At 66.8% G+C, this 25,571-nt stretch carries 20 protein-coding genes; 14 read left to right on the top strand and 6 right to left on the bottom strand.

The genetic code is table 11. From position 1 onward, the window contains the following. Positions 1-26 precede the first annotated feature (26 nt). Positions 27-692 carry a 4'-phosphopantetheinyl transferase superfamily protein gene (locus tag ACQCS0_RS08660; protein WP_354156115.1) on the top strand — a complete coding sequence of 222 codons (666 nt, stop codon included), beginning with the start codon at positions 27-29 and terminating at the stop codon, positions 690-692. Here ACQCS0_RS08660 and ACQCS0_RS08665 read toward each other — a convergent pair. The 4 genes from ACQCS0_RS08665 to ACQCS0_RS08680 all read right to left on the bottom strand — a co-directional run bounded on the left by ACQCS0_RS08665 (position 689) and on the right by ACQCS0_RS08680 (position 8,410). Then, positions 689-2,068, bottom strand: coding sequence for a M1 family metallopeptidase (locus tag ACQCS0_RS08665; protein WP_354223580.1), 1,380 nt, complete (start codon positions 2,066-2,068; stop codon positions 689-691). The genes ACQCS0_RS08660 and ACQCS0_RS08665 overlap by 4 nt on opposite strands. Before the next feature lie 48 nt (positions 2,069-2,116). Further along, positions 2,117-6,007 (bottom strand): Pls/PosA family non-ribosomal peptide synthetase, encoded by a 3,891-nt coding sequence (locus ACQCS0_RS08670; RefSeq protein WP_354156147.1) that lies wholly within the window; start codon positions 6,005-6,007, stop codon positions 2,117-2,119. A 185-nt stretch (positions 6,008-6,192) separates the two neighbouring features. Continuing rightward, entirely contained in the window at positions 6,193-7,155 is a 963-nt protein-coding gene (locus tag ACQCS0_RS08675; protein WP_354156113.1) for a quinone oxidoreductase, read from the bottom strand. A 163-nt stretch (positions 7,156-7,318) separates the two neighbouring features. Then, a complete protein-coding gene (locus ACQCS0_RS08680; protein WP_354156112.1) occupies positions 7,319-8,410 on the bottom strand; it encodes an acyl-CoA desaturase in 1,092 nt (363 codons plus the stop codon). 174 nt (positions 8,411-8,584) lie between these two features. Here ACQCS0_RS08680 and argC point away from each other — a divergent pair, with 174 nt between their 5' ends. The 10 genes from argC (at position 8,585) to ACQCS0_RS08730 (ending at position 18,802) form a co-directional block, all read left to right on the top strand. Next, the gene (gene argC, locus ACQCS0_RS08685) at positions 8,585-9,616 is read left to right on the top strand and encodes an N-acetyl-gamma-glutamyl-phosphate reductase (protein ID WP_354156111.1); all 1,032 of its coding nucleotides are present in this window, start codon (positions 8,585-8,587) and stop codon (positions 9,614-9,616) included. After that, a complete protein-coding gene (gene argJ / locus ACQCS0_RS08690) occupies positions 9,613-10,779 on the top strand; it encodes a bifunctional glutamate N-acetyltransferase/amino-acid acetyltransferase ArgJ (RefSeq protein WP_354156110.1) in 1,167 nt (388 codons plus the stop codon). The genes argC and argJ overlap by 4 nt, the downstream gene beginning before the upstream one ends. Positions 10,780-10,823: 44 nt before the next feature. After that, positions 10,824-11,780 carry an acetylglutamate kinase gene (gene argB / locus ACQCS0_RS08695; RefSeq protein WP_354156109.1) on the top strand — a complete coding sequence of 319 codons (957 nt, stop codon included), beginning with the start codon at positions 10,824-10,826 and terminating at the stop codon, positions 11,778-11,780. 68 nt (positions 11,781-11,848) lie between these two features. Next, positions 11,849-13,093 (top strand): acetylornithine transaminase, encoded by a 1,245-nt coding sequence (locus tag ACQCS0_RS08700; protein ID WP_354156146.1) that lies wholly within the window; start codon positions 11,849-11,851, stop codon positions 13,091-13,093. Further along, complete coding sequence (gene argF, locus ACQCS0_RS08705) at positions 13,090-14,106, top strand: ornithine carbamoyltransferase (protein ID WP_354156108.1); 1,017 nt, start codon at positions 13,090-13,092, stop codon at positions 14,104-14,106. Before ACQCS0_RS08700 ends, argF begins: the two co-directional genes overlap by 4 nt. Beyond that, a complete protein-coding gene (locus tag ACQCS0_RS08710; RefSeq protein ID WP_354156107.1) occupies positions 14,106-14,642 on the top strand; it encodes an arginine repressor in 537 nt (178 codons plus the stop codon). The genes argF and ACQCS0_RS08710 overlap by 1 nt, the downstream gene beginning before the upstream one ends. Before the next feature lie 107 nt (positions 14,643-14,749). Beyond that, entirely contained in the window at positions 14,750-15,955 is a 1,206-nt protein-coding gene (locus tag ACQCS0_RS08715; protein ID WP_354156106.1) for an argininosuccinate synthase, read from the top strand. Positions 15,956-15,961: 6 nt separating this feature from the next. Continuing rightward, positions 15,962-17,401 (top strand): argininosuccinate lyase, encoded by a 1,440-nt coding sequence (gene argH, locus ACQCS0_RS08720; RefSeq protein WP_354156105.1) that lies wholly within the window; start codon positions 15,962-15,964, stop codon positions 17,399-17,401. Positions 17,402-17,517: 116 nt separating this feature from the next. Continuing rightward, the gene (locus ACQCS0_RS08725) at positions 17,518-18,054 is read left to right on the top strand and encodes a pyridoxamine 5'-phosphate oxidase family protein (protein ID WP_354156104.1); all 537 of its coding nucleotides are present in this window, start codon (positions 17,518-17,520) and stop codon (positions 18,052-18,054) included. A 10-nt stretch (positions 18,055-18,064) separates the two neighbouring features. Further along, entirely contained in the window at positions 18,065-18,802 is a 738-nt protein-coding gene (locus ACQCS0_RS08730; RefSeq protein WP_354156103.1) for a maleylpyruvate isomerase family mycothiol-dependent enzyme, read from the top strand. A 4-nt stretch (positions 18,803-18,806) separates the two neighbouring features. Here the strand turns inward: ACQCS0_RS08730 and ACQCS0_RS08735 are convergent, their stop codons facing one another. Together ACQCS0_RS08735 and ACQCS0_RS08740 are read right to left on the bottom strand one after the other, a co-directional pair. Next, positions 18,807-19,328, bottom strand: a complete 522-nt coding sequence (locus tag ACQCS0_RS08735) for a methylated-DNA--[protein]-cysteine S-methyltransferase (RefSeq protein ID WP_354156102.1) — start codon at positions 19,326-19,328, stop codon at positions 18,807-18,809. Further along, positions 19,325-20,848 (bottom strand): AlkA N-terminal domain-containing protein, encoded by a 1,524-nt coding sequence (locus ACQCS0_RS08740; RefSeq protein ID WP_354156101.1) that lies wholly within the window; start codon positions 20,846-20,848, stop codon positions 19,325-19,327. The genes ACQCS0_RS08735 and ACQCS0_RS08740 overlap by 4 nt, the downstream gene beginning before the upstream one ends. 78 nt (positions 20,849-20,926) lie before the next feature. Here ACQCS0_RS08740 and ACQCS0_RS08745 point away from each other — a divergent pair, with 78 nt between their 5' ends. The 3 genes from ACQCS0_RS08745 to tyrS all read left to right on the top strand — a co-directional run bounded on the left by ACQCS0_RS08745 (position 20,927) and on the right by tyrS (position 25,330). Then, entirely contained in the window at positions 20,927-21,577 is a 651-nt protein-coding gene (locus ACQCS0_RS08745) for a DNA-3-methyladenine glycosylase (protein ID WP_354156100.1), read from the top strand. A gap of 131 nt (positions 21,578-21,708) precedes the next feature. Next, positions 21,709-23,937: an AAA family ATPase gene (locus ACQCS0_RS08750; RefSeq protein ID WP_354156099.1), complete on the top strand. Its 2,229-nt coding sequence runs from the start codon at positions 21,709-21,711 to the stop codon at positions 23,935-23,937. A gap of 79 nt (positions 23,938-24,016) precedes the next feature. Then, positions 24,017-25,330 carry a tyrosine--tRNA ligase gene (gene tyrS / locus ACQCS0_RS08755; protein ID WP_354156098.1) on the top strand — a complete coding sequence of 438 codons (1,314 nt, stop codon included), beginning with the start codon at positions 24,017-24,019 and terminating at the stop codon, positions 25,328-25,330. Positions 25,331-25,571: the final 241 nt, after the last annotated feature.

Consider the following 25,571-nt stretch of genomic DNA (forward strand, 5'->3'; position numbering starts at 1 on the left):
GAGAGATGGCGGAGCCGGGCACGATAGTGCCGGTTTTGCGTTCCTGCCCTCCCGGATTGCCGGGAGGGCAGCTCCCGTCGGCGGGCCACCAGTCAATAGCGCTGGGGCCTGCCGAGCAGGCCCGCGCCGGCGCCCTGGCGCCTGGCCCCCGGGCCGTTTTTGTGGCGGGCCGGTGTGCCCTGCGAACGTTCGCGGCAGAACTGCTGGACGTCCCGGCGTCGGACCTCACCACGCACTTCAGCTGCCCCCGGTGCGGAGCCGGCCCCGAGCTATCGCACGGCAGGCCGGGATATACGCTCAGGGGAGTGCCTGTGCCGCTCGCGCTGAGCCTGTCCCGGAGTTCCGGCTGGATCCTGTTGGGCGCCGTGGTGGATCCACCGGCCGGAGTCACGATGGGCCTGGACCTGGCGGACCCGTCCGGCATGGCCTTTGAGGGGTTCGACGGCGTGGCCCTCACCACCGCGGAGCGCGCGGCCCTCACCGGGGTGGCCGGGCCTCTGCTGCTGCAGGAGCGGGCACGGCTCTGGGCGCGCAAGGAAGCCTGGCTCAAGATGACGGGCGACGGCCTCACTACCGCCCCGGAAACGCTTGATGTTTTGTCCCGCCCGGAAATCAGGGACCTGGCCGCCGGAGAGGCGGGCCTCCCGCTCAACTTTCGCGCCGCCGTCGCGGTTTCGCGTACCGTCAGTTAGCGCACTGGCAGGGGCGGAAGGGCAGCTTCGAGCAGCCACGGGTGCAGGAGAGCCTCAGTGTCCAGGCCGGTGGCCCGGTCCGCGGCGAGGATAAAGGCCGCCGTGGACACTGAACCGTGACGGTGGGTATCCGTCCAGTCATGCAAGAGGGCAAAAAATGCCAGGTCGCCGCAGCGGATCCGCAGGGCATGCAGGGCCAGGGCACCGCGCTTGTAGACGCGGTCATCAAACATCAGCTCCGGCCCGGGGTCGCCCACGATGATGTCCTGGCTGCCGGCGGCCAGCTTCCGCCAGGCTGCGGCGGCCCGGTCCGCAATGGGCAGGACGCCCGCTTCCTCGGACCAGATCCACTCCGCGTAGCAGGCGAAGCCTTCGTGGAGCCAGATGTCCGCCCAGGATGAGGCCGTGAGAGAGTTCCCGAACCACTGGTGCGCGAGCTCGTGGGCGATGAGCCGCTGGGACTCCCACTCCTGCGACAGGTGGTTCCGGCCCAGAATGGACAGCGTCTGAGCCTCAAGCGGTATTTCCAGCTCGTCTTCGGTCACCACCACGGAATATTCCGGAAACGGGTAGGGCCCGAAGCAGCTGGCAAAGGTGCGCATCATTTCCGGCTGCCTCGCCAGGCCCTCACGGGCCGCGTCGACCAACAGCGCCGGGACGGCGGCGAACTGCGGAACCTGGCCGTCCACGTTGAAGGGAGTCAGGGCGAGGAACTCATACCGGCCAATCTGGACCGTGGCAAGGTAGGTGGCCATGGGCTCGGCCTGCTCGTAGACCCAGGTCTCGCGGCTGGACCTGCTGGTGTGGGAGATCAGCGTGCCGTTGCACACGGCCCTGTAATTGGCGTCGGTGGTCACACTGATTTTGTAGCTGGCCTTGTCGCCGGGGTGGTCGTTGCACGGGAACCAGGACGCGGCGCCGTTCGGTTGGCCAGCCACGAGGACGCCGTCGGTGAGTTCCTCCCAGCCCACCTCGCCCCAGAACCCGCGCCGGGGAACAGGGTTGCCGTCGTACCGGATGTCCAGGGTAAATTCCTTGCCCGCCGGCAGTGCAGCCTCGGGCACAATGACCAACTGTCCTGCGCGCTGGCTGAACTTCTTAATCCGGCGCCCGCTGAGCTGGATCTTCGTGGCCCGGAGCCCGGTCAGGTCCAGCACCAGGGCCGCCGTCGCGTACTGGGTAACGGCGTTCAGGAGGGCACGCCCACTCAGCCGGTTGCTGCTCAGCTTGTAGTCAAGGTCCAGTTCGTAGCGGCTGACCCTGTACGCGTTCGTGCCATGGCCCGGCATGTAAGGATCAGGTGCTGAAGCATCCTGCTCCGAGGTGTGGGCAGGGCCGGTACTCGCGGCCGTCGGGCTCGGTACGGGGGAACTCATAAGACGGTCTTTCCGATTAGCGTAGGCGGCAGGACAGCTTGTGAAGGGCTACCGCGGTTTGGAAGCGGACGCCGCGGGACCGTTCCAGGGGCTCACCGGGTTGCCCATCCAGTAGGTCGCGGCCGGAACCGATTCGCCCCGCATCACCAGCGAGGCCGGTCCTACCGTGCCGCCGCTGCCGATGCTCGCTTGCGGCAGGATGACGCCGTGTGGGCCCATAGTTGCTCCGTCTTCGAGGGTAACAGTGTCCAGGCTCATGACCCGGTCATGGAACAGGTGGGTCTGGACCACACACCCACGGTTGACGGTGGAGTTCCGCCCGAGGGTGACCAGGTCCGCTTCGGGAAGCCAGTAGCTTTCGCACCACGTGCCGCGGCCGATCCGGGCGCCGAGCGCCCGGAGCCAACAGACCAGGGCCGGGGTCCCGGTGGCTGCCCGCGCGAACCAGGGGGCGCTGACCATTTCGATAAACGTATCGACCACCTCGTTGCGCCAAATGAAGGAGCTCCAGAGCGGGTGCTCGCCCGCCCGGATCCGGCCCACGAGGACCCATTTGGCGACGACGGCGCTGCCCGCGGCCACCGCGCCCGCCAGCAGCATCACGACGCCGCCCAGGGCTGCGGCAATCCCGTAGTTGTAGGCGGCAGCCAGCCAGTCAAAGGCAAGCATCACGCCGGCGGCGATCGCCACCGTTACCACCACGGGGATGAAGCGGCCCAGTTCCCAGAGGCAGCGGGCAAACTTGAGCCGCAGCGGCGGCTGATAGGTGCGGGTGTCGTCCGAGGCGATGGCGGTGCGCCGGAGCCGCACGGGTGGGCTGCCCAGCCAGGACGTCCCTGCTTTGGCCTTGGCCGGTGTGGCCGACAGGACGGCGACGAGTGAGTTCTTGGGGACGTTCCGGCCGGCAGCGGTCATGCCGGAGTTGCCCAGGAAGGAGCGCTTGCCGATCTTCGCGGGCGCGATCCGCAGCCACCCGCCGTCGAGCTCGTAGGAGGCCACCATGGTGTCGTCGGCCAGGAATGCGCCCTCGCCCACGGTGGTCATCTTGGGGATGAGCAGGACGGTGGAGGCTTCGACGTTCTTGCCGATCTTGGCACCGAGGAGGCGCAGCCAGACCGGAGTGAAGAGACTGGCATAGATGGGGAATAGCAGGTCGCGGGCCAGGTCCAGCACGCGTTCCGTGGCCCAGACCTGCCAGCCGATCCGGCTGCGGACGCGATAGTAGCCCTCGGCCAGGCCGATGCCGAGCAGCCGGGTCGTGACCAGAATGAGCAGCAGGTTGACCACGAACCACACGAGGGCCGCGGGTGCGAGGGCGAGCAGGATCTGCGGCATGGCGGCGGAGAGCGAAGCGCTGCCCCGGATGAAGCCAAAGATTACCAGCCCTGCGGCGGCGGCGGAGACGTAGGGAATCAGGGCCAGCACGGCCGAAGCCGCGGCAAATCCGGCGAACCAGAGCCGGCCAATCAGCCGATGTTCTGCGGGAGTGTCCGGCAGCGAGTGCTTGGCCTTGCCCCGGCGTTCGGCCGGGGACCCGGCAACGTGGTGGCCGGCCTTGACCTTGCCGAGGACCGCCGAGCCTGGTTCCACCTGGGCTCCGGCGCCGATGGAAGCGCCGGGCATCAGCGTGCTGCGCGCCCCGACGCTGGCTCCTGCCCCGATGTGGACGGCTCCGATGTGGACGATGTCCCCGTCGATCCACCAACCGGAAAGGTCCACTTCAGGCTCAATGTTGGAGCCACTGCCGAGGGAAAGCAGTCCGGTAACCGGGGGAAGTGAGTGCAGCTGGACGTTGTTGCCGATCCTGGCGCCCAGCGCCCGGGCGTAGTAGGGCACCCATGGTGCGCTGGCGAGGCTGATAGCACCGGCGAGGTCCTGGATTTGTTCTGCCAGCCACAGGCGCAGGTGCACACGCCCTGAGCGCGGGTACGTTCCCGGCTTCACCTTCCGCAGCAGGATCCGGGCCGCGGCCACGGAAATCAGCATCCGGCCGGCCGGAGAGACGAAGACCAGCCAGGACGCGGCCACCCACCACCAGGAAACTGTGGGGGCGGCACTGAAGCCCGCCAAGGCAGCCAGCACGTTATTAGCCGCCATGAGGTAGGTCAGCCAGCGCATCCCCACCAGGATGTGCAGGGGAATGCCCATCAGCGTCTGGAAGACCTGGGATTTGAACGCGGTGGGGCGCACAGTCCTGGACGGCGCCGGCCCGGCGGGCACGCCGTCGGGAAGTGTCTGGCGGGCCGCATCAATCAGGGCCCCGATCCTGGGCGTGGCGTAAATGTCGGCGACCGTGATGGTCGGGTACCGGCCCCTCAGAGCGGAGACCAGCCGGGCAGCGGACAGGGAGCCGCCGCCGTAGGCGAAGAAGTCGGCGTCGAGGCTTGACACGGGGCTGCCAAGGACGGCCCTCCACTGTTCGGCGATCCAGGCGGCATCTTCCGGCAAGTTCAACGGAGCAGCGTCCGCCTCCGCCGCGCCGCTCCCGGTCAACGGCCAGGGCAGGGCATGACGGTCCACTTTGCCGCTGGTTTTCGTCGGCATGGACTCGACGACGGTCAGCAGCGGAATGAGGGGGGCGGGGAGGCTCGCCGCCAGGAGCTCACGGGCTGCCACCAGATCCAGGTCCGCATCAGCGGCGGCCAGGTATCCCACCAGGATCTGGTTGCCGGCCGCGGTTGTCTGGACGGCCGCCGCCGCTCCGGCGACGTGGGGGAGGGCCTGCAGGGCAGCGTCAATTTCGCCCAGTTCGATCCGCCGTCCACCGAGCTTGACCTGTTCGTCCGCACGGCCCATAAAGATCAGGCCGGCGGCTTCGTAGCGGACCAGATCGCCGGAACGGTAGGCGCGGTCCCAGCCGAAGGACGGCATGGGTGCGTACTTCTCCCGGTCCTTGTCCGGGTCAAGGTAACGGGCCAGCCCGACGCCGCCGATGATCAGCTCGCCGATGTCCCCTTCGCTGACGGGCAGTCCGTCGGGGTCCACCACGGCCAAGTCCCAGCCGTCCAGCGGCAGCCCGATCCGGACCGGACCGGGACCACCCAGGGGAGCAGCGCAGGCCACGACCGTGGACTCCGTGGGGCCGTAGGTGTTCCATACTTCCCGGCCCGGGATGGCAAGCCGTTCGGCGAGCTCGGGCGGGCAGGCTTCGCCGCCAAAAATCAGGAGCCGGACACTCTCCAGGGACTCTGCGGGCCAGAGTGCCGCAAGGGTAGGAACAGTGGACACTGCGGTGATGCCGTGGCTGATGAGCCAGGGGCCAAGGTCCGTTCCCGTCCTGACCAGGGCACGCGGCGCGGGCACCAGGCAGGCGCCATGACGCCAGGCAAGCCACATTTCCTCGCACGAGGCATCAAAGGCGACGGAAAGCCCTGCCAACACCCGGTCCTGCGGGCCGAGTGGTTCCTCTTGCAGGAAGATCCTGGCTTCGGCGTCAACAAAGGCGGCGGCGGAGCGGTGTCGGACGGCGACTCCCTTGGGCGTGCCGGTGGACCCGGAGGTAAAGATCACCCAGGCGTCATCGCCGGGCTCTGCAGCACGGCTTTCGGCTTCACGGCTCTCGGCAAAATGGTGCTCAGCGCCTCGGCCGTCTTCCTTGGGCCGGGAGGCCGTGACAATGACCGCGGCCCCACCTGTGAGGACTGTGGCCACGCGTGCCTCGTTGAAGACGAGCCGTGCACGTTCCTCGGGGTCGTCGGCGTCCACGGGCACGTAGGCGGCGCCGATGTGCAGGATCGCGAGAATCGAGATGTAGAGCTCATTGGTCCCGGACGGAATCCGCACGCCGATCCTGTCGCCGGCGCCCAGTCCGGCGGCCCGGAGCTCCCGCCCTTTGGCCCGGACCGCGGCCATCAGGTCCGCGTAGCTCAGGGAGCGTCGGCCGTCGTCGAGCGCCGATGCCTCCGGGAAGCGGATGGCCGATTCCGCCAGGATGGCCATGAGCGTCCGCTCGGGCGGGGCCAAGGGCAAACCGGCCAGCTGGGGGCGGTAAAGATCTTCCGGCCAGGATGCCACGACGTTTGACTGATGCTCACTCACGGACGGATCCTGCCTGAGGAAAGCGAACGGAAGGTGTCCTTGACTGGTTGAAGGTTCATATTCCGTTCATCCGTAAGCAGGCGCCATCAGGGAACCAGCAGGACCTTGCCCGTGGTGCGCCTGCCCTCGAGGTCCTCGTGGGCACGTCGCGCCTCGGCAAGGGGGTACGTGGCACCGATCCGGACCAACAGGCGCCCGTTTTCTGCGGCGGCGAAGATCTCCGCCGACCGCCAGCGGCGCTCCTGCTCATTGAGCAGGAAGTGGGCCAGGGACGGGCGGGTCAACGTCAGCGACCCGCCCGCATTGAGACGCTGCGGATCCACCGGAGGAACGGCCCCGGAGGCTGCCCCGAACAGGACCAGCGTGCCTCGCGTGCGAAGGCAGGAGAGGGACCCGTCAAAGGTGTTGCGGCCGACGCCGTCGTACACCACGTCCACGCCCTTCCCGTTGGTGAGTTCGCGGACATGGTGGGGGAAGCCCTCATACCGCAGCACATGGTCGGCCCCGGCGTCGCGGGCAAGTTCTCCCTTGGCCTCCGAGGAAGCCGTGGTGATGACTCGGGCGCCCCTTTCCTTCAGCAGTTGGATCAGCAGCAGGCCGACGCCGCCGGCACCGGCGTGCGTCAGTACGGTGTGCCCCGGTTCGACCTTGAAGGAGGAATTGATGAGGTAGTGCGCGGTCATGCCTTGGAGCGGCAAGGCAGCCGCCGTCAGGTCGTCGACGCCATCCGGCACCGGAATTGCCTTGGCCGCATCGAGCACCGCGTAGCCGGCGTAGCATTTAGTTCCCTCGGCCGTGGCCACCCTGGTGCCGACTGCGAAGTTTTCGACGCCCTCGCCGAGCTCCTCTACAGTCCCAGCGGCTTCCGAGCCAGGCGTAAAGGGGAACGGGACCTGGTACATGCCGCCGCGCTGGTACGTCTCAATGAAATTGACGCCCGTGGCCGCGACTTTGATGAGTAACTGGCCGGGGCCGGGCGTCGGGCGGTCCACCTCGGCGAGCTCGAGGACTTCCGGGCCTCCGGGCTGGCGGACAACGATGGCATGCATAAAGGGTCTCCTCTCCGGGCGGGGATTTCCCGCAGCCGGTGTCTCTGACCATCCTAGGGATACCGCTACCGACGACGAAGCGACGGCCGGTAGCCGGCCGTCGCTTCGGGACATAAGGAGGGAAGGGCCATGCGGGGGAGCCGCGTGACTCGGGGTGTGCATGCTAGAACCGCCGGGTCACCGTTGCCATGGGGCACTCGAAGTGGCGTCCTGCGGCAAGGCCCACGTCGTTGAGGTAACGGACGATGATGCCGTAGGACTGCAGCAGCGTGGTCTCCGTGTAGGGCACCTGGTGCTTCTTGCAGTACTCGCGGACGATCTTGGCAGCCTTGTCCAGCTGGGGGCGCGCCATGTCCGGGAAGAGGTGGTGCTCGGCCTGGCGGTTCAGGCCACCGAGCAGGATGTCCATAAACCGGCCGCCGGAGATGTTCCGTGAGGTCAGGACCTGGCGGCTGAAGAAGTCCACGCGGCTGTCCGCGGGCAGGACCGGCATGCCCTTGTGGTTCGGTGCGAAGGAAGCACCCATATAGAAACCGAAGACGGCAAGCTGCACACCAATGAAGGCGAACGCCATTCCCAGCGGAAGGAACGTAAAGGCGAGCGCGGGGAGGAGACTGAGCCGGACCAGCAAAATGGGAAGCTCTACCCAGCGGTGCGTCACCTTGGCCCGGCGGAACACGAACTTCACGGAATCGATCTGCAGACCCAGTCCAACAAGGAACAGCAACGGGAAGAAGAACCAACCCTGCTTGCGGGTCAGGAATGAAAACCGGCCCTGCCGCGTGACGGCACCTTCGGTGTGGAAGGCGATGGCCCCGGTGGCAATGTCCGGATCCTTGGAAATGACGTTGGGGTGGTTGTGGTGGGCGCCGTGCTTCTGCTCCCACCAGGAGTAGCTCATCCCTGCCACCGAGGTGGCCAGGATCCGGGCGGTCCAGTCGTTGGCCCGGCGCGACGCGAAGATCTGGCGGTGCCCGGCCTCGTGGGCCAGGAAACTGAGCTGAGTGCAAAGAACTCCGACTGCCGCGGCAATGAGGAGCTGGAACCAGCTGTCGCCGATCAGGGCGAAGCCCAACCAAGTAGCGGCCATCAGGAGGACCAAGCTGGCAAAGAGTGTGACGTAGAAACCGACGCGCCGTTCCAGCAAGCCTTCGGCCTTAACGCTTTTCAACAGCTCCGAATAGCTCAGGACAACGGCGTTGGGCTGCCGGACACGCGATTTAGGGCGCTCTGACGTGGGGAAGGTGGTGGTCATGGAGCCGGGCCTCGTAACTGTTTGGGGCAACGCTGCAGCCGACATTCGGACTGCACGGTCAGGATCACCCTCATCCCAGCCTACGCCTGCCTGTCCAGCGGGACTCGGACTCGACGGAACATCCTATGCATAAATATCGGGCACACTGAATATTTTTGCTGTAAGATTCAGGGCATGACTATTTCTGTTGCCGTCTCCGGAGCCAGCGGCTATGCCGGGGGAGAAGTCCTGCGCCTCCTGGCGGGGCATCCGGACGTGACCATCGGTGCCATCACCGCGCACAGCAATGCAGGCTCCCGTCTCGGTGAACTGCAGCCGCATCTGCACGGACTGGCCAGCCGCATCCTGGAAGTCACCACGGTGGAGAATCTTTCCGGCCACGATGTGGTGTTCCTGGCGCTCCCGCATGGCGCTTCGGCCGAGATCGCGGCCCAGCTTCCGGAAGGCACCGTAGTGATCGACGCCGGCGCAGATCACCGCCTCGACGATCCGGCCGCGTGGGAAAAGTTCTACGGCTCGGCCCACGCCGGGACGTGGCCCTACGGCCTGCCGGAGCTCCCCGGCCAGCGCGAGGCCCTCAAGGGCGCCACCCGGATCGCCGTCCCGGGCTGCTACCCGACCTCGGCCCTCCTGGCGCTGACGCCCGGGTTCGCCGCCAAGCTGCTCCAGCCCGACGACGTCGTGATCGTTTCCGCCTCCGGCACCTCGGGTGCGGGCAAAGCCGCGAAGGTGAACCTCATCGGCTCTGAGGTGATGGGCTCCATGAGCCCCTACGGCGTGGGCGGCGGCCACCGCCACACGCCCGAGATTGAGCAGGGGCTCTCTAACGCTGCCGGTGAGAGAGTTACGGTGTCCTTCACTCCGACGCTCGCGCCTATGAGCCGCGGCATCCTCACCACAGCCACCGCGAAGGTCAAGCCCGGCACCACTGCGGCGGACCTCCGCCAGGCGTGGGCGGATGCCTACGACGACGAACCGTTTGTCCACCTCCTGCCTGACGGGCAATGGCCCGCCACCAAATCGGTCCAGGGCTCCAACCACGCCGCCATGCAACTGGCATTGGACGAACACACCGGCCGCGTGATTGTGACGTGCGTCATTGATAACCTCACCAAGGGGACTGCCGGCGGCGCCGTGCAGTCCATGAATATCGCGCTTGGCCTGGCGGAAACCGCCGGCCTCAACCTGCAGGGAGTTGCACCGTGACCGTTACCGCCCCCCTGGGATTCCGTGCCGCAGGCGTCACCGCCGGCCTGAAGACCTCCGGAAAGCCGGACTTCGCCCTGGTGGTCAACGATGGCCCGACCAAGGCCGCCGCCGCCGTTTTTACCAGCAACCGGGTGGCCGCGGCTCCCGTCCACTGGTCCCGCCAGGTGGTCTCGGACGGCCGTGTGGATGCAGTGGTCCTCAACTCCGGCGGTGCCAACGCCTGTACCGGCCCCCAGGGGTTCCAAAACACCCACAGCACGGCCGAAAAAGTGGCCGCTGTCCTGGGCATCTCGGCGACGGACGTTTTTGTCTGTTCCACAGGTCTAATCGGCGAACAGCTGCCCATGGACAAGATCCTCCCGGGCGTCGAAGCTGCCTCGGCCGCGTTGAGCCCGGACGGCGGTCCGGCTGCGGCCACCGCCATCATGACCACAGACTCGGTGTCCAAGTCCGCGCTCTTCATCGGCACGGACGCCGACGGCCAGGAGTTCACCATCGGCGGCATCGCCAAGGGCGCCGGCATGCTGGCACCAGGCCTGGCCACCATGCTGGTGGTCCTCACCACTGACGCCGATGTCGAAGCGGAAATGCTCGACGTCGTCCTCCGCGATGCCACGCGCGTCACCTTCGACCGGGCTGATTCGGACGGCTGCATGTCCACCAACGACACTGTGGTACTGCTGGCTTCCGGCGCCTCCGGTGCCGTCCCGTCCGCCGAAGCCTTTGGAGCCGGGCTGACCCAGGTGTGCGCCGAACTGGCGCGCAAGCTGATCGGGGATGCCGAAGGCGCAAGCCATGACATCGCCATCCGCACGTTCAACGCGGCCAGCGAGCGGGACGCCGAAACCGTCAGCCGCTCGGTGGCCCGGTCCAACCTGTTCAAAGCAGCCATCTTTGGCAAGGACCCAAACTGGGGCCGCGTGCTGTCCGCCGTGGGCACCACGGATGCCGTGTTCGAACCGGATCAGCTCAATGTCGCCATCAACGGCATCCAGATCTGCCGCAACGGAAGCATCGGCGACGACCGCAACCTGGTGGACCTGGAACCCCGCGAAGTTCTGGTGGAAATCGACCTGCAGTCCGGTGCCGCCGAAGCTACCATCTGGACTAACGACCTTACCCACGACTACGTCCACGAGAACAGCGCCTACTCCAGCTGATCCTCACGCCTGATCCCACCAGCAACCCTGGAGATACTGCACGCATGAACACCCAGACCCGTGAAACCACGTCCATGAGTGATGCCCAGAGCAAGGCCGGCACGCTGATTGAGGCGCTGCCTTGGATCCAGCGGTTCGCCGGCTCCACCATGGTGATCAAATACGGCGGCAACGCCATGGTTAATGACGAACTGCGCCGTGCTTTCGCCGAAGACGTGGTCTTCCTGCACCATGTGGGCATCCACCCCGTGGTGGTCCACGGAGGCGGTCCGCAGATCAATTCCATGCTGGCGCGGCTGGGTATCGAGTCCGAGTTCAAAGGCGGCCTCCGTGTCACCACTCCCGAAGCCATGGACGTGGTCCGGATGGTCCTCACCGGCCAGGTAGGCCGCGAACTGGTAGGCCTGATCAACTCCCACGGCCCCTACGCCGTGGGAATGTCCGGCGAGGACGGTGGCCTGCTCCGCGCCGTCCGGACCGGGACTGTCATTGACGGCGAGGAAGTTGACCTGGGCCTGGTAGGCGAAGTCGTCGGCGTCAACCCGGAGGGCATCCTGGACATCCTGGCCGCCGGCCGCATCCCGGTCATCTCCACGGTGGCGCCGGAAATAGAGTCCGACGGCGTCGAAACGGCGGCCGGAGAGGTCCAGACCACGGGCCAGGTCCTGAACGTCAACGCCGACACCGCCGCGGCGGCCCTGGCCGAAGCCCTGGGGGCGTCCAAACTGGTGATCCTCACTGACGTCGAGGGACTGTACGCCAACTGGCCGGACCGGTCATCCCTCATCTCCTCCCTCACGGCATCGGAGCTGCGCCTGCTCCTGCCGTCACTTGAATCAGGCATGATCCCGAAGATGGAGGCATGCCTCAAGGCGATTGACGGCGGAGTGGAACGCGCGCACATCGTGGACGGCCGCCTGCCGCACTCGATGCTCCTGGAAACATTCACGACGGCGGGCATCGGCACGCAGGTCGTCCCCGATGAGGAAGTGAACGCATAGTGACAAGCACTGAACTGAACCATTCCGCTGAAGGCCGCAGCAGCGATGGGGGGACGGGCGGGACCCCCATCGCTGCGGAGGCCACGGCGACCACCCTCGTTTCCCACAGCACTGGCGCTGAGTGGCTCACGCGCTATTCCACGTCCCTGATGGGCGTCTTTGGTACCCCGCAGCGGGTTCTGGTCCGCGGTGCCGGCTGCCTGGTCTGGGACGCCGACGGCAAGGAATACCTGGACCTGCTCGGCGGTATTGCCGTCAACGCCCTGGGCCACGCCCACCCGTTTGTCACGTCCGTGATTTCGAGCCAGCTGGCAACCCTTGGCCATGTCTCCAACTTCTTCACCAGCCCCACCCAGATCGCACTGGCCGAAAAGCTGCTGGCACTGACGCATGCCCCGGCGGGCTCCAAGGTGTTCTTCACAAACTCCGGCACCGAAGCCAACGAAGCCGCCTTTAAGCTGGCACGGCGCAATGGCACGGGTCCCCACGGCGCGCCCCGCACCAAGATCATCGCCCTCGAAGGCGCCTTCCATGGACGCACCATGGGTGCCCTGGCCCTGACCGCCAAGGAAGCCTACCGCGCACCGTTTGAGCCGTTGCCCGGCGGCGTGGTCCACATCCCGTTCGGTGACATTGACGCCCTGGAAGCAGCCGTCGACGAAACCGTGGCCGCGGTCTTCCTGGAGCCCATCCAGGGCGAAGCCGGAGTGCGGCCACTGCCTCCGGGCTACCTGAAGGCAGCCCGCGAAGCGACCACAAAGGCCGGCGCCCTGCTGATCCTGGACGAGGTCCAGACCGGAATCGGCCGGACCGGCAAATGGCTCGCGACGGAGGACGACGGGATTGTTCCGGACGCCATCACCCTGGCAAAGGGCCTCGGCGGCGGCTTCCCCATCGGCGCACTGCTCACGTTCGGTGAGCAGACGTCGTCGCTGCTGACTGCTGGCCAGCACGGGACCACCTTCGGCGGCAACCCGGTGGCCACAGCGGCCGCGCTGGCCACGCTGCACGCGATCGAAAGCCAGCGGGTACTGGAAAATGTTGCTGCCGTGGGGGATTACCTCCGCACCGGACTCGCCGCCATTGACGGTGTCACCGAAGTCCGGGGCGTTGGTCTGCTCATCGGCTTCGACCTGGACGCCGAGGTGGCCCCCGCCGTGGTGACCGCAGGCCTTGACGCCGGCTTCATCGTCAACAGCCCCGGGCCCCGCACCATCCGGCTTGCCCCGCCGCTGGTCCTCACCAAGGACCAGGCAGGAACCTTCCTCGCCGCCCTCCCGGCAATCCTCCAGACAGCTAAGGACGCGCAGTGACCCCCGTAGTTTCTTCCGCCGGCACGGCCAGCACCACCCGCCACTTCCTGAAGGACACGGACCTCAGCCCCGCCGAACAGGCCGAGGTCCTGGACTTGGCCGTCCGGATGAAGGCCGCGCCCTACAGCGTGCAGCCGTTCGCCGCGGAGGGCAACGGCCGCAAGACCGTGGCCGTCATCTTCGACAAGACCTCAACCCGTACCCGGGTTTCTTTTGCCACGGGCATCGCGGACATGGGCGGCAACGCCCTGATCATCAACCCCGGCGAGGCCCAGATCGGCCACAAGGAGTCTGTCGAGGACACCGCCAAGGTCCTGGAGCGTATGGTCTCCACCATTGTGTGGCGCACCGGCGCGCACTCGGGCCTGGTGGCCATGGCGGAGAACTCCAACGTGCCCGTCATCAACGCCTTGTGCGACGACTACCACCCGTGCCAGCTCCTGGCGGATCTGCTCGCAGTCAAGGAACACAAGGGCGAGCTCAAGGGCCTCACCATGAGCTACCTCGGCGATGCCGCCAACAATATGGCCAACTCCTACCTGCTGGCCGGAGTCACCGCCGGGATGCACGTCCGCATCGCCGGCCCGGAAGGCTACCTCCCGGCAGCGGAGATCGTTGCCGCGGCGGAGGAGCGCGCTGCCCAGACCGGCGGTTCCGTCCTGGTCACCACCGACGCCGTCCTTGCCCTCAAGGATGCGGACGTTGTGGCCACGGACACCTGGGTCTCCATGGGCCAGGAAGCCGAAAAGGAAGCCCGGCTGCAGCTGTTCCGGGAGTACTCCGTGGATGAGGCGGCCATGGCACACGCGGCGGAGGACGCCGTCGTGCTTCACTGCCTGCCCGCGTACCGCGGCTACGAGATTTCGGCGGGCGTCATCGACGGCCCGCAGTCGATCGTCTGGGACGAAGCCGAGAACCGGCTCCACGCGCAGAAGGCCCTGATGGCCTGGCTGATGCACCGGTCGGGGCTCGCCGTCGTCGAAGGCTTGGCCCCCGTGGAGGTTGGCAACTAGTGTCCGTCCCGCTGGCATCGCCGGGCTCCAGCCCGGCCACCAAAACGGCCCGCCAGGCGCGCATCACCGCGATCCTTACGGGTGAATCGGTGCGCTCCCAGGCGGAGCTGGCCGCTTTGCTGGCGGACGACGGCGTCCAGGTCACCCAGGCCACGCTGTCCCGGGACCTCGTGGAACTCGGCGCCGTCCGGGTCCGCGGCAAGGAAGGCGTGCTGGTTTACGCCGTCCCCGGCGAGGGCGGCGAACGTGCGGCCAAGAGCGGGGTCAGCCAGGAGATCTTGGATGCCCGGCTTGCCCGGCTGTGCAGCGAACTTCTCGTCACGGCGGAAGCCTCGGCCAACATCGCCGTGCTCCGGACCCCGCCCGGTGCGGCCAACTTCCTGGCACTGGCCATTGACCACTCGGTGATGCCATCCATTTTGGGGACCATTGCCGGTGACGACACCGTGCTGCTGGTTTCCCGTGATCCGCAGGGCGGGCAGGACCTCGCGGTCCGGTTCCTGCAGCTCGCCGAGGAAGCCGGCGGCAGCCAGTAATCCCACCCCGCCAGAACACCTTCCCGGTGTGACAGGCTGTCCCCGGAACGTTTTTCCCTGAAAAATTTCCCCTGATAATATCTACAACCCCAATTAGGAGCATTCTCGTGACTGAGCGCATTGTTCTGGCCTACTCCGGTGGCCTCGATACTTCCGTAGCCATCGGCTGGATCGGTGAAGCCACCGGTGCCGAGGTCATCGCCGTGGCGGTCGACGTCGGACAGGGCGGCGAGTCGCTGGAGACCATCCGCCAGCGTGCACTGGGCTGCGGCGCGGTCGAGGCTTACGTGGCCGACGCGTCCGACGAGTTCGCCAACGAATACTGCATGCCCACTTTGAAGGCCAACGCCCTCTACCAGGGTCACTACCCGCTGGTTTCGGCCATCTCCCGGCCGGTCATCGTCAAGCACCTGGTCAAGGCCGCCCGCGAGTTCGGCGCCACCACCGTGGCCCATGGCTGCACCGGCAAGGGTAACGACCAGGTCCGCTTCGAGGTGGGCATCCAGACCCTCGGCCCGGACCTGAAGTGCATCGCCCCCGTCCGCGACCTCGCCCTCACCCGCGACAAGGCCATCGCCTTCGCCGAGGAAAAGGGGCTACCGATCGAAACCACCAAGAAGAACCCGTACTCGATCGACCAGAACGTCTGGGGACGCGCCGTCGAAACCGGCTACCTCGAGGACATCTGGAACGCGCCCACCAAGGACATCTACGACTACACCGCGACGCCGGAGTTCCCGCCCGCTCCGGATGAGGTCACCATTTCCTTCGAAGCCGGGGTGCCGGTAGCGATCGACGGCGTCCGGGTCACCCCGCTGCAGGCCATCAAGGAACTTAACCGCCGTGCAGGAGCGCAGGGTGTAGGCCGGATCGACGTCGTCGAGGACCGCCTCGTGGGCATCAAGTCCCGCGAAATCTACGAGGCCCCCGGTGCCATGGCGCTGATCACCGCGCACAAGCACCTCGAGGACATCACCGTCGAGCGCGAGCAGGCCCGCTTCAAGGCCACTGTTGGCCAGCGCTGGGCCGAACTGGTCTACGACGGCCAGTGGTTCTCACCGCTCAAGCGCTCCCTGGACGCGTTCATCGAAGACACCCAGCAGTACGTCACCGGCGACATCCGCATGGTGCTGCACGGTGGACAGGCGATCGTCAACGGCCGCCGCTCCGAGACCTCGCTCTACGACTTCGACCTCGCCACCTATGACACCGGCGACACGTTCGACCAGTCCATGGCGCGCGGCTTCATCGAGCTGTGGGGCATGTCCGCCAAGGTTGCCTCCGGCCGCGATATCCGCGTCGCAGGAAAGTAAATATCGGTGGTTGAGCCTGTCGAAACCCCGAAATCCGACGCGACCAACACCGGCGCACTGTGGGGCGGCCGGTTCGCCGGCGGCCCCGCGGATGCACTCGCGGCGCTGAGCAAGTCCACGCACTTTGACTGGCGGCTGGCCCGCTATGACATCGCCGGCTCGAAGGCGCACGCCCGCGTGCTGCACAAGGCCGGGCTGCTGGACGACGCCGAGCTCGACGGCATGCTGGACGCCCTGGGCCGGCTGGATGACGATGTCGCCTCCGGCGCGTACTTGCCGGCGGAATCCGATGAGGACGTGCACGGGTCGCTGGAACGCGGCCTGATCGAGCGCGCCGGCACCCAGTTGGGCGGCAAGCTCCGCGCCGGCCGGTCCCGCAACGACCAGGTGGCCACGCTGGGCCGCATGTTCCTGCGTGACCACGCCCGGATCATCGCGCGCGGCGTGCTGGCAACCATCGAGGCTCTGGTGGACCAGGCCAAGGCGCACCAGGGTGTGGCCATGCCCGGCCGGACGCACCTGCAGCACGCCCAGCCCATCCTGCTCAGCCACCACCTGCTGGCCCATGCCTGGGCGCTGCTGCGCGATGTGCAGCGGCTCCAGGACTGGGACAAGCGCGCAGGGGTTTCGCCTTACGGTTCCGGTGCCCTCGCAGGCTCGTCGCTGGGCCTCGATCCGGAGGCCGTCGCGGCGGACCTGGGCTTCTTCTCCGCCACGCACAACTCCATTGACGGCACCGCATCGCGCGATGTCTTCGCCGAGTTTGCGTGGGTTACGGCCATGATTGGCGTGGACCTGTCCCGCGTCTCGGAGGAAGTCATCCTGTGGGCCACCAAGGAGTTCTCCTTTGTGACCCTGCACGATTCCTACTCCACCGGTTCCTCGATCATGCCGCAGAAGAAAAACCCGGACGTCGCTGAGCTGGCCCGCGGCAAGGCAGGGCGCCTGATCGGCAACCTGACCGGGCTGCTGGCCACGCTCAAGGGCCTGCCGCTCGCGTACAACCGCGATCTACAGGAAGACAAGGAACCGGTCTTCGACGCCGCCGATACCCTGGAGCTGTTGCTCCCGGCCGTCTCGGGCATGATCGCGACGCTGAAGTTCAACACTGAACGGATGGAGTCGCTGGCACCGCAGGGCTTCGCTTTGGCCACGGACATTGCCGAGTGGCTGGTCCGCCAGGGCGTTCCGTTCCGCGAGGCACACGAGCTCTCCGGGGCGGCCGTGAAGCAGGCCGAAAGCCGCGACGTGGAGCTGTGGGACCTGACGGATGGGGAGTACCTTGCCATCTCGGAGCACCTGACTCCGGAGGTCCGCACCGTCCTGTCCACCGAGGGGTCGCTCAAGAGCCGCAACTCCCAGGGCGGCACCGCACCGGCCGCCGTCGAACGCCAGCTGCTTGCCCTCGAAGGCGAGCTTGCCGGGGTGCGCGGGTACGCAGCCTGACAGTCAGACGCCCTCTCAGTTAATGCATCATTTTGGCCGACGCTCTCTCACTTTCCGCAAGGAAATGGGAGGGCGTTGTGCGTTGACGGCCGAGGCCTCCCCGCTACCATTACGCCATGAGTGACACCTTCCGCAGCAACCTGCGTGCCCTGCCGGACTTCCCCAAAAACCTGCCGGACTTCGAGCCCGCCACAGCCCCGGCAGACCCGGTAGCGCTGTTCAAGCTATGGCTGGACGAAGCCCTCGCCGCCGGGGTGCTGCAGCCCCATGCCTGCAGCCTGGCCACGGCGGACGGAAACGGCCGGCCCTCTGCCAGGATGCTGATCCTGAAGAACATCGACGACGACGGCTGGCACTTCGCCACGTCCCGTACCTCCCGGAAGGGCAGGGAGCTGTCCGTCAACCCGAGCGCGGCCCTGAACTTCTACTGGCCGCAGCAGGGCCGGCAGGTCCGGGTTGCCGGCCCGGTGGTTGAGCTGTCCGCCGAAGCGTCGGCGGACGACTGGCAGGCGCGTCCGGCCGCCGATGGCAGCGACAATCCGGACTGGCAGCTCTACGCCGTCAGGCCGACGGAACTGGAGTTCTGGCAGGCCCGCCACGACCGCCGGCACATTCGGCACCGCTGCGGACCGGACGGTATCCCGCTCAGCTAGGATGGGCGCCATGACAGCTCCCGCACCGGCTGACCTGCTCGCCGAACTGCATAAGGCCGCCGACGCCGTGGCCTCCACCGCCGCGAAGTTCATCGATGAGGACATCAAGGCACCGGCAGGACTGCCCGGATGGACCCGCGGGCACGTCCTGGCGCACCTTGCCGGCATCTCCAACGCCATGGCACGGCAGCTGGAATATGCTGCCCGCGGTGCCACCGTTGAGCTGTATGACGGAGGCCAGGACGGGCGTACGAAGGCCATCGAGATGGCCGCAGGCCACAACGCGGATGCCCACCGGGCCGACGTACAAGCAGGCCTGGACCGGGCACGGACGGCTTTTGACTCGCTGGAAGCCGGCTCCGGCTGGCAGGTACCCATTACCTACCGTGGCGGAGTGGTCTTCGACGGTGGCCTGGCGCTCTGGCGGGAACTGGTGATCCACACGGCCGACCTGGATGCTGGTCTCGGCCCCGAGACGTGGAGCCGGAAATTCTGTGAGCACCTCTTCGACTTCCTGGCTGCCCGCGTGCCGGCAGGGGAGAAGCTGGTGCTGCAGCCGCTCGGGCTGCCGCCCGTGACCCTTGGCAGCGGCCGGTCCACCGTCATCAGCGGGATGATCACGGACATTGCCGCCTGGCTGGCCGGCCGTGAACCATCGCTCGGCAGCCTGCGTGCCTCAGCCGCCGCGGACGGCGTGGATCTCCCGGAACTGCTGCCATGGCCAGCCGGGACACCCACAGCGCGGTAGCCCCCTAACCGGCCTCCCGGGCGAGCAGGCTTTCCTTGGCCTCGCGGGCCAGCAGGCTCTCCTTGATGGCCAGGCCCCAGCGGAAACCACCCAGGGAACCGTCGGTGCGGATGACGCGGTGGCACGGCACAAACAAGGCCGCCGCGTTGAAGGCACAGGCGCTGGCCGCGGCCCGGACCGCTTTCGGATTTCCGGCAAGTTCAGCGTACTCGGTGTACGTCACCGGTGAGCCGGCGCGGACGGTCCTCAGCACATCCCAGGCGTTCGACCGGAAGGGCCCCGACTTCTGCCGCACCGGAACGGCCATGGCCGGTGCGGGGTCGCCGGCATAGAACGCTTCCACGGCCCGGGAGATGCTGCCCAGATCCGTTACCGCCTCAACGTCTCCGGGACGCAGCTCGGGGTGGATCTGGCCCATCAGCTCGTCCGGCCCGGCGGTCCAGCCCGACGCGAGGACGACGCCGTCCTGGGCCAGGATGGTGAACGGACCGTCCGGCGTAGATATCACTAACAGCTCGGCTTTCATAGCATCGCTTTCTCTGGAACCGCTGGTACACGTTGGGTGGATTTGGGCACCGCGGCGGCGCGCCACAGGTGCATGGTGGCGTAGGACCGCCACGGGCTGACCTCGCGGAAGTCCGGGCTGGCCGCGACGCCGGGCAGGTCAGTACCATGGCGGTCCTGGCTGTGTGCTGGGGCGAGCGCCTTGATGCCATTTCGCACGGCGGCGTCGTTGGCCAGGAACACGTCCGGCGCGCCGAGTACCCGCATTGCCACGTAGCCGACGGTCCACGGCCCCACACCGGGAAGGGGAAGCAGCTTAGCGCCGAGTCCGGGCAGATCGTCCCCGTAGCCAAAATCCAGGTGGCCGCCGGCGAGGGCCGAGGCGGCTGAACGGATGGCGTCAATCCGGCGTTGCGGCCCGCGCAGCAGCGAGTAGCCGGCCTCGGCTATCTCGGCCGAGGTCGGAAACAGCCGCTCGAGTCCCTCGCCGGGAACCAGGCTGAGACTGCCTGCGGCGGCCAGCTGCGTCAGTGCGGTCCGGGCCGCGGCCACTGTGATTTGCTGCCCGATCATCGCCCGGATGAGCAGCTCCTGCGGATCCACAGCCCCGGGCATCCTGATGCCCGGGGCGTCGGCTACCGATGCGGCCAGGCGGGGTTCCTGCGACAGGGCACTGTCGATGGCTACCGGGTCGGCGTCAAGATCGAAGAGCCGGCGCACCCTGCTCAGCAGGACGGGCAGGTCCCGGAGGTCCACCGCGCCGATGGTGAGGGTCAGTGGCCGCCCGGGCGCGCCGCCGTCGTACGTCACACTGAAACGGGCACCACCATGCGGAAGCTGCAAAGTACGGGCGTACGACGTCGGTGTCCCCGCCTCGATCCCGGGGATCGCCCTGACGGCGAGGAAGGAAAAGATGCCGGGGTCGAACGGTTCGCGGTACGGCAGGCTCAATGTCAGCGAGGTTGCGGCCGCAGGGGAGCGGTGGTGTCTGGCGGTCGCGCGCACGGCGGTGGGAGTCATGGCGAAGACCTCCACCATGGTGTCGTTGAACTGGCGGACGCTGCTGAAGCCGGATGCGAATGCGATGTCCGCAAGCTTCATCGCCGTGGACACCAACAGCGTGCGGGCGGTCTGGGCGCGACTTGCCCGGGCAAGGGAAAGCGGGCCGGCGCCGAGCTCGTGGGTGAGGATGCGGTTGAGCTGGCGGGAGGAATATCCCAGCCTGGCGGCGAGGCCCCCCACCCCGTCCCGGTTGATCACACCGTCGTTGATCAGGCGCATCGCGCGGCCCGCAAGGTCCTGCCGGATGTTCCACGCAGAAGTGCCGGGCACCGCCTCAGGGAGGCAGCGCTTGCACGCACGGTAGCCGGCGTCGTGCGCTGCGGCAGAGGTCTCGTAGAAGGTGACGTTCACCGCTTTCGGGGTCCGGGCGGGACAGGACGGACGGCAGTAGATGCCGGTGGTCCGGACAGCGGTGTAGAACTGCCCGTCGAACCGGGTGTCCCGCGCGTCAATCGCGCGGTAGCGCTGCCAGAAGTCCATGACCTCCATCCTGCCAGCCAGCAACCGGGTCTGCTAGCGGAAATCGGACACGGCCGTGGCGTTCGGTAGAGTCGGACCATGACCGTCAGCAGCAGCCCCATGGCTCCAGAGCAGCTCCGTGAACTGCTGTCGGGCGACGCCCGCGGGGTGGCTCCGCAGTTGCTGGGATCCGTACTGACACACCACAGCCACGAGGGGACCGTGGCTGTGCGGATCACCGAGGTGGAGGCATACATGGGTCCCGGCGACTCGTCGCATCCTGATCCGGGCTCCCACACATTCCGCGGCCCCACGGCTCGCAACGCGCCCATGTTCGGCCCGGCCGGCCACCTCTACGTCTATTTCACGTATGGCATGCACTACTGCGCCAACATCGTCTGCGGTCCGGCGGGAGCCGCATCAGCGGTCCTGCTGCGGGCGGGCGAGGTGGTGGAGGGGCAACACCTCGCACTGGTGCGGCGTCCGACGTCGAAATCGGCCCTTGACCTGGCGAGCGGCCCGGCCCGGCTGGCCACCACGCTGGCCCTGACCGCGGCAGATAGCGGCCGGGATGCCCTTGCTGACCCCTTCGAGCTCCGGCTGCCTTCGGCGCCGGCTACCGTGTTTAGTTCCGGGCCGAGGGTAGGCGTCTCCGGCGACGGCGGTTCCGCAGAGTATCCGTGGCGCTTCTGGCTGCCAGGCAATCCCACCGTGTCCCGCTACAAGGCGGCTAAGGTGCGCCGGGCATAATCCGTCCCGCACGTGTGGCCGTCCGCCGGAAAATGAACAGCGGACGACTTCCGGGGCAGGGGACCGGCGGGCGCGTTAACCGAAATGGTTGTAGAATGGACGGTCTGTCTTTTGCGATAGGGGAACGTTTAATGCTCGACGCCGATTTGGCCCACGAACGGAACTATGTTGCCGGCCTGTACTCGCGGCTGGAAGAGCTCCGCGCGGAAAAGCGCCTGCAGTTGGCACAGGTCCGCCGGGCCGGTGCCGTGGGCACCATGCAGAATGTCTCCGAACGCGACGCCTTCGCCGCGCTCTACGAGGACCGCCTCGCCCAGCTCGACGCCGTCGATGACCGCTTGGTCTTCGGCCGCCTTGACCTGGATTCCGGTGAGGCCCAGTACATTGGGCGCATCGGACTGACCACCGATGACCTCCAGCGGCTCATGGTGGACTGGCGCGCGCCCGAGGCCGGCCACTTTTATCAGGCAACGGCGTTTGACCGGCAGGGCGTCCGCCGCCGGCGGCACCTGATTCTGCAAGGCCGGGAAGTCAAGGCCATCGAGGACGACGTCCTTGATGCGGATATGCTCGCGGACGATGCCTCGCTGCAGGGCGAAGGCGCATTGCTGGCGGCTCTGGATTCCAAGCGCACCGGCCGGATGTCCGACATCGTCGGCACCATCCAGTCGGAGCAGGACCGCATTATCCGGTCTTCCATGTCCGGCGCCCTCGTGGTGCAGGGTGGTCCCGGTACCGGCAAGACTGCTGTGGCGCTGCACCGGGCCGCGTACCTGCTCTACACGCACCGGGAACGGTTGAAGACTGCCGGCGTGCTCCTGGTGGGCCCGTCGTCGTCGTTTATGAAGTACATCGAGCGTGTTCTTCCCTCGCTCGGTGAGACCGGCGTGGTCATGGCCAGCGTGGGCCGCCTGATGCCGGGGATCAAGGCGGTTGCTGAACCCGAGGCCGAGGTCGCGGCCATCAAGGGGCGGCTGGACATGGTGAAGGTTGTCGCCAATGCGGTGGCGAACCGGCAGCGGATCCCTACCGAAGACCGTGTCCTTGACGTCGACGGCCGCAAACTGGTGCTGACGCGGCGGCAGGTGAGCCGTGCGCGTGAACGTGCGCGGTCCACCGGCAAGCCGCACAACGAGGCACGCCTGACGTTCATCAAAATTCTGCTCCGCGAACTGACCGACCAGATGACCGATCTCGTGGAAGCCGGAAGCATCGGCAACAACGCCGACCGCTCGTACTTGGCGGAAGATGTCCGCACGGCCCGCGACGTCCGGATCGTCCTGAACCTCTGCTGGATGCCCGTGACTCCGGAGAAGCTGATCACCGAGCTGCTGAGCAAGCCCGCAGTACTGGCGGCCTGCACACCGCACCTGTCCCTTAAGGAGCAGTCACTGCTGCTGCGCCCCGCGGATGCTCCCTGGACCGAGGCTGATGTCCCGCTGCTGGATGAAGCCGCCGAGCTCCTTGGCGACTTGGACCCGGCAGCCGGCCGTGGACTTGCACAGCAGGAGCACGACCGGGCCCGTGACCTTGCCAACGCCAAGCAGACGCTTGTGAACATGGGGGACATGGGTGTCGACGTCCTCATCACCGCCGAGGAACTCGCCGACCAGAACCAGGAGCGCGAGAACCGCCAGACGGCAGCCGAGCGCGCCACCAGCGACCGCACGTGGGCCTTCGGCCACATCGTGGTGGATGAGGCGCAGGAACTTTCGCCGATGCAATGGCGCCTGCTGGTCCGCCGTTGCCCGCTGAAGTCCTTCACCATCGTGGGCGATATTGCGCAGACCAGTTCTGTTGCCGGTGCCAACTCGTGGCAGGGGGCCCTGGCGCCGATGTTCGGTGACCGCTGGCAGTTGGAGGAGCTGACAGTCAACTACCGGACGCCGTCCCAGATCGCCGAGGCCGCCGCCCGTATGGCCAACGCTGCCGGACTGGTGGTTTCCGCGCCGAAGGCCGTCCGCGAGGGGCGCTGGGCCCCGGTCATCGACAAGGTGGACCACGGACACGTGGTGAGCCGTTTGGTGGAGGTGCTCCCCGAGGAACTGGCAGCGCTCGACGGCGGCCTCCTGGCCGTGATTGCCGACGGCGACCTTCTGCCCGCGGCAACGTCAGCCCTCCGTGCTGTATATGGCCGGCGGATCGGCAATGGGGCAGGCAGCTACGAGCAGGACATCGTGGTCATCAGCCCGCGCGAGGCCAAGGGCCTGGAGTTCGACGGCGTTGTGGTCCTCGAGCCCTCCGTCATGCTCAACCACGAGCACGGCCGCGTGGGCGATCTGTATGTCGCCATGACCCGGCCCACGCAGCGGCTCCGGCTGATCGCCGCGGAAGGTATTCCGGCCGGCATCGAAGGCTGAGCCGGTTCGCTTTACCCCTTGACGCCCGGCGCCGTTCATTTCGGCGCCGGGCGTCGTCGATCCTGCTAACTTAGAAGTCGTGTCAGAACTCAACGATTTCGAATCCCAGCAGAACGACCCCACCTTCGCCAATGTCTGGCAGGAACTGAAGTGGCGCGGCCTGGTCCACGTCTCCACCGATGAAGAGGAACTGGAAAAGCTCCTCGCCGGTGATCCGATTACCTATTACTGCGGATTCGATCCCACCGCGCCGAGCCTGCACCTGGGCAACCTGGTCCAGCTCCTCGTGATGCGCCGGCTGCAGCTGGCCGGGCACAAGCCGCTGGGCCTGGTGGGCGGATCCACGGGACTGATCGGCGATCCGCGGCCCACCGCAGAACGCACACTGAACACCAAGGACACCGTTAACGAATGGGTGGGCTACCTGCAGGCCCAGGTTCGCCGATTCCTCAGCTTCGATGGCCCCAGCGCCGCCCGCATGGTCAACAACCTCGACTGGACCGCACCGCTGAGCGCCATCGACTTTCTGCGCGAGATCGGCAAGCACTACCGGGTCGGCACCATGCTGCGCAAGGATGCTGTCGCTTCCCGGCTCAGCTCGGACGAGGGCATCAGCTACACGGAATTCAGCTACCAGATCCTGCAGGGCATGGACTACCTCCAGCTGTTCCGCGACTACGGCTGCATGCTGCAGACCGGCGGCTCGGACCAGTGGGGCAACCTCACCAGCGGCACCGAACTCATCCGCAAAGTTGAGGGTAAGAGTGTGCACGCCCTGGGCACGCCGCTGATCACCAACTCGGACGGCACGAAGTTCGGCAAGAGCGAAGGCAACGCCATCTGGCTCGACGCCGGCATGTGCAGCCCGTACGCCTTCTACCAGTTCTGGCTGAACACCGCCGACTCTGACGTCGTGGACCGGCTCAAGGTCTTCACCTTCCTGAGCCGCGCAGAGATCGAAGGGTTGGCAGCGGCTGTGGCAGAACGTCCCTTTGCACGGGAAGGCCAGCGGAAGCTGGCGTTCGAAGTGACCTCCCTGGTGCATGGTGTGGAGGCAACGGAGAAAGTCATCGCGGCGTCCGCTGCCCTCTTTGGCAACGGTGACCTGACCGCCCTGGATCGGCCAACGCTGGAAGCAGCCACATCGGAGCTTCCGTCCGCACGCATCCAGGTGGATGGCCTCGGGATCATTGACCTGCTTGTGGCATCTGGCCTGTCGGAGAGCAAATCCGCGGCCCGGCGGACTGTCGGTGAAGGCGGCGCCTACGTAAACAACGAGAAGGTGTCCGACCCGGAAGCTGTCATCTCCGAGTCGGAGCTGCTGCATGGCCAGTACTTGCTCCTGCGCCGCGGCAAGAAGAATCTCGCGACTGTCGAAGTCCTGGTTCCCTAGCCTTCCAAAACGATATTCGCGCTCCTCCGCAGCCGATTTGCAAGGCCGCGGGGGAGCGTGTATTGTTTTCTGAGTCGCCGCCACTGAGTGGCGACAAACCCCCTTCACAAAAGAAGCGATTCATTGTGTGCAAAGCACGATAATGATGAAAAGCTTCACTTTTTGATGGGCGGATTCGTTCCACAGAGTGAATATCGGGAACATAACCCGGATTTGCAAAGTGAATAAGAATGAAATAAGC

The organism is Pseudarthrobacter sp. S6 (assembly GCF_050156575.1).
Taxonomy (GTDB): domain Bacteria; phylum Actinomycetota; class Actinomycetes; order Actinomycetales; family Micrococcaceae; genus Arthrobacter.

Excerpts from the sequence above, each read along its gene's own strand:
- ACQCS0_RS08665 (WP_354223580.1), bottom strand. The coding sequence starts at position 2,068 with ATGAGTTCCCCCGTACCGAGCCCGACGGCCGCGAGTACCGGCCCTGCC.
- ACQCS0_RS08670 (WP_354156147.1), bottom strand. The coding sequence starts at position 6,007 with ATGGCCATCCTGGCGGAATCGGCCATCCGCTTCCCGGAGGCATCGGCG.
- ACQCS0_RS08675 (WP_354156113.1), bottom strand. The coding sequence starts at position 7,155 with ATGCATGCCATCGTTGTCCGCCAGCCCGGAGGCCCGGAAGTCCTCGAG.
- ACQCS0_RS08680 (WP_354156112.1), bottom strand. The coding sequence starts at position 8,410 with ATGACCACCACCTTCCCCACGTCAGAGCGCCCTAAATCGCGTGTCCGG.
- argC (WP_354156111.1), top strand. The coding sequence starts at position 8,585 with ATGACTATTTCTGTTGCCGTCTCCGGAGCCAGCGGCTATGCCGGGGGA.
- argB (WP_354156109.1), top strand. The coding sequence starts at position 10,824 with ATGAACACCCAGACCCGTGAAACCACGTCCATGAGTGATGCCCAGAGC.
- ACQCS0_RS08725 (WP_354156104.1), top strand. The coding sequence starts at position 17,518 with ATGAGTGACACCTTCCGCAGCAACCTGCGTGCCCTGCCGGACTTCCCC.
- ACQCS0_RS08730 (WP_354156103.1), top strand. The coding sequence starts at position 18,065 with ATGACAGCTCCCGCACCGGCTGACCTGCTCGCCGAACTGCATAAGGCC.
- ACQCS0_RS08735 (WP_354156102.1), bottom strand. The coding sequence starts at position 19,328 with ATGAAAGCCGAGCTGTTAGTGATATCTACGCCGGACGGTCCGTTCACC.
- ACQCS0_RS08740 (WP_354156101.1), bottom strand. The coding sequence starts at position 20,848 with ATGGACTTCTGGCAGCGCTACCGCGCGATTGACGCGCGGGACACCCGG.
- ACQCS0_RS08745 (WP_354156100.1), top strand. The coding sequence starts at position 20,927 with ATGACCGTCAGCAGCAGCCCCATGGCTCCAGAGCAGCTCCGTGAACTG.
- ACQCS0_RS08750 (WP_354156099.1), top strand. The coding sequence starts at position 21,709 with ATGCTCGACGCCGATTTGGCCCACGAACGGAACTATGTTGCCGGCCTG.